Origin of the sequence: Streptomyces sp. NPDC001027 (assembly GCF_040299045.1) — a bacterium.
Taxonomy (GTDB): Bacteria; Actinomycetota; Actinomycetes; order Streptomycetales; family Streptomycetaceae; genus Streptomyces.
In genome coordinates, this window is the sequence record NZ_JBEPBI010000483.1 from 1 (window position 1) to 2,628 (window position 2,628).

The 2,628-nt window shown below is 67.0% G+C and carries 2 protein-coding genes; both read left to right on the top strand.

Features of this window, described 5'->3' with window-relative positions; genetic code table 11:
- The first annotated feature begins 194 nt into the window (after positions 1-194).
- Complete coding sequence (gene istA, locus ABT300_RS43040) at positions 195-1,784, top strand: IS21 family transposase (protein ID WP_351688340.1); 1,590 nt, start codon at positions 195-197, stop codon at positions 1,782-1,784.
- The gene (istB, locus tag ABT300_RS43045) at positions 1,784-2,560 is read left to right on the top strand and encodes an IS21-like element helper ATPase IstB (RefSeq protein WP_351688337.1); all 777 of its coding nucleotides are present in this window, start codon (positions 1,784-1,786) and stop codon (positions 2,558-2,560) included. The genes istA and istB overlap by 1 nt, the downstream gene beginning before the upstream one ends.
- The last annotated feature ends 68 nt before the right edge of the window (positions 2,561-2,628 follow it).

Consider the following 2,628-nt stretch of genomic DNA (forward strand, 5'->3'; position numbering starts at 1 on the left):
TGTGAGCGATCATGAAATTCCCCACCGGACGCGGGTTCCGCGTCACGTAATTCCCCACCCCCGCGGTCACGTAATTCCCCATGGGGACGACGGACGTGGCAGGTAGTAGGTCCTGGCCATCGCGATGACGGACGCTTCCTCGATCAGTGGTTCGAGGTCGAAGGAAGCGCACGATGGCAAGGAGAACGTTCAACGTGGTCGATGTGACCGAGATCTACGTCCACTGGTATGCGGGCCGTTCCAAGAGCGAGCTGGCCGCGTCGCTCGGGGTGGACCGCAAGACGATCAGGAAGTACCTGGCGCCGGCGGAGGCCGCCGGGATGGCCCCGGGCGGCACGGCGATGACGCCGGAGGACTGGGCCGGGCTGATCAAGGGCTGGTTCCCCGAGCTGGCCGACGCCCGGCTGCGGCAGGTGACCTGGCCCGAGATCGACAAGCACCGGGATTACATCAAGAGCCTGCTGGGGACGGTGACCGTCTCCACGATCCACCAACGCCTGCGGGACGAACACGAGTTGACGGTTTCGGTGTCCTCTTTGCGGCGCTGGATATCGGCGACGCTGCCCGAGGAGACCCGCCGGTCACAGGTCACCGTTCTGCGTGACGAGGTCGAGCCGGGATTGGAAGCCCAGATCGACTACGGCTTCCTCGGCCAGTGGATCAACCCTCGGTCCGGCAAGCGGCACCGGATCTGGGCGTTCGTGATGGTGCTGCCCTGCTCACGGCACATGTTCGTCCGTCCCGTCGTCCACCTCGACCAGCATTCCTGGACCGAATCCCACGTCGATGCCTTCCGATTCTTCGGCGGGACGCCGCAGCGGCTGGTGCCCGACAACCTGAAGACCGGGGTGGACAAGCCCGACCTCTACGACCCTAAAATCAACAAGGCGTATGCCGAACTCGCCGCCCATTACGGCGCGTTGGTAGATCCAGCTCGCGCTTTGAAGCCAAAAGACAAGCCTCGCGTCGAGCGCCCTATGCCCTATATACGTGATTCGTGGTGGCGGGGGCGGGAGTTCGTCTCGCTTGAGCAGATGCAGGCCGAGGCGATCCGGTGGTGCACCGAAGTCGCCGGGCGGCGGCAGTGCCGCCCTTTGGGCGGTGCGTCTCCGCTGTCGGTGTTCGAGGCCGTCGAGCAGGAGACCTTGCTGCCGTTGCCGAAGACGCCGTTCGTGCTGGCCCGCTGGTCAACGGCGACCGTCGGCCCCGACATCCACATCAAGGTGGGCCGCACCCTCTACTCGGTGCCGTGGAAACTGATCGGCCAGCGCGTCGACGTCCGCTCCACCCAAGCCTTCGTGCAGATCTTCCACGACGGCGAACTGGTCAAGACCCATGCGGCACTTGAGCAGGGCAAACGCACCCACTCCAGCGACTACCCACCCGAGAAGATCGCCTTCCACATGCGGACCCCGCAATGGTGCCGCACCCAGTCCGCGCAGATCGGCACCGCCTGCCGCGAAGTGATCGACGGGCTGCTGGAGGTCAACGCGCTCTACCGGCTCCGCGCCGCCCAGGGCGTGATCGGTCTGCGCAAGAAGTACGGCGACGGGCGGCTGGAGGCCGCCTGCGCCAAGGCAACCGCGGTCGGCGACCCGTCCTACCGCACCATCAAGGGCATTCTCGTCGCCGGCACCGAGACCGACCCCGCCCCCGAGACCAGCGGCGACGGCGGAGCCGCCGCGTTCCTGCACGGGCCGAAGCGGCTCTTCGCGACCGCGACGACCCCCGGCATGACGAACGACGACCGTGATGACCACCGTCACGAAGAAGGAGTGGCGTGATGAGCATCATGGACACCGCCCTGCGCGACGCGCTGCGCGCGCTGAAGCTGTCGGGCATGCTCGAGACCCTCGACGCCCGCCTGGCCCAGGCCCACGGCGGCGAGCTCGGCCACCTGGAATTCCTGCAGACGCTCTGCCAGGACGAGATCACCCGCCGCGACACCGTCGCCTTCCAACGGCGCCTGCACCGGGCGAAGTTCGAGCAGCAGGTCACCCTGGAGGAGTTCGACTTCGCCGCCTCCCCGAAGCTGCCCGCGGCCCAGATCCGTGACCTCGCGGCCTTGCGCTGGCTGCACACCGGGGAGTCCGTTATTTTGTTCGGACCGGTCGGCGTCGGCAAGACACACGTCGCCCAGGCGCTCGGGCACCTCGCCATCCGGCAGGGTGCCAACGTCCGCTTCGCGAAGACCAGTCGGGTCCTGGCGGACCTGGCCGGCGGCCACGCGGACCGCACCTGGGACCGCCGGCTGCGTGAGTTGGTACGTCCCGACGTGCTCATCCTGGACGACTTCGCGATGCGTCAGCTGACCGCGGCCCAGGCCGACGACCTCTACGAGCTGGTCTCCGAGCGGCAGGGCCGGTCACTGATCCTGACCAGCAACCGGGCGCCCAGCGACTGGTATCCGCTCTTCCCCAACCCCGTGGTCGCCGAGTCGCTCCTGGACCGGCTGATCAACACCAGCCACCAGGTGATCATGAACGGGCCCAGCTACCGGCCCAACAAGCGGCCCCGAGGAGGCGGCACCGACAAGACAAACAAGCCCTCGATCAAGTAGACATGGACGAGGTCAGGACCTGGGGAATTACGTGACGCCGGGCCCGGGGAATTACGTGATCGTTCACA

What these genes read in the sequence shown, in the direction of transcription:
- istB (WP_351688337.1), top strand. Translation starts at nt 1,784, where the DNA reads ATGAGCATCATGGACACCGCCCTGCGCGACGCGCTGCGCGCGCTGAAG.